Source organism: Pseudomonas sp. MD195_PC81_125 (genome assembly GCF_014060985.1).
Classification (GTDB): Bacteria; Pseudomonadota; Gammaproteobacteria; order Pseudomonadales; family Pseudomonadaceae; genus Aquipseudomonas; species Aquipseudomonas parakoreensis.
In genome coordinates, this window is sequence record NZ_JABULD010001033.1 from 1 (window position 1) to 546 (window position 546).

The window sequence follows — 546 nt, forward strand, 5'->3', positions numbered from 1 at the left end:
AGGTTTTATATGTCCGCAGATATCGTGTTTCCCCCCCGCCTCACCACTCCCAAAAAATAATAACCTACGATCGGTGTGTCATGAAAATTGGATTTCACTGCCGTCTACATAGGAACGGCCGCCCCGAAAACCTGACCTAGTGTTTCCAGGATATCGATTGTCCGTATTCGTTCTGGGCGGTTTCTTGCACAGTCATTTGAGCGAGATCTGAATATTCAACAAACCCCTCTTGCAGGAAAGGCGAGTGCCGGTCATTCAGGAATGCGGCACAAAAACAGAGAACTCCTATCTACTGAAATCAAAAATGCGTTTGGCTTAGATGTATACGGCCTACGTATTTTTGGCCGGAAAACGCTGAACGATTTTGGAGTATTGACCGCAAAGCATTGACACCCTAGGATCTCAACCCGGCGCCTAAGAAACGCCTCAACCAGAGCGGTCCTCCGCACCCGACAGTCATGCGGCTTTTTTTTCGTCTGCGGTTTCTCTACGCCTGCGAAAAACCCCGTTATGTCGGGAGTGGGCGAATACAAGACCCGAAAGGGG

At 49.5% G+C, this 546-nt stretch carries 1 pseudogene; it reads left to right on the plus strand.

The features are described from left to right. Positions 1-130: 130 nt before the first annotated feature. Positions 131-211, plus strand: a pseudogene (locus HT737_RS32995) (hypothetical protein); the annotation flags it as partial. Between the last annotated feature and the right edge of the window lie 335 nt (positions 212-546).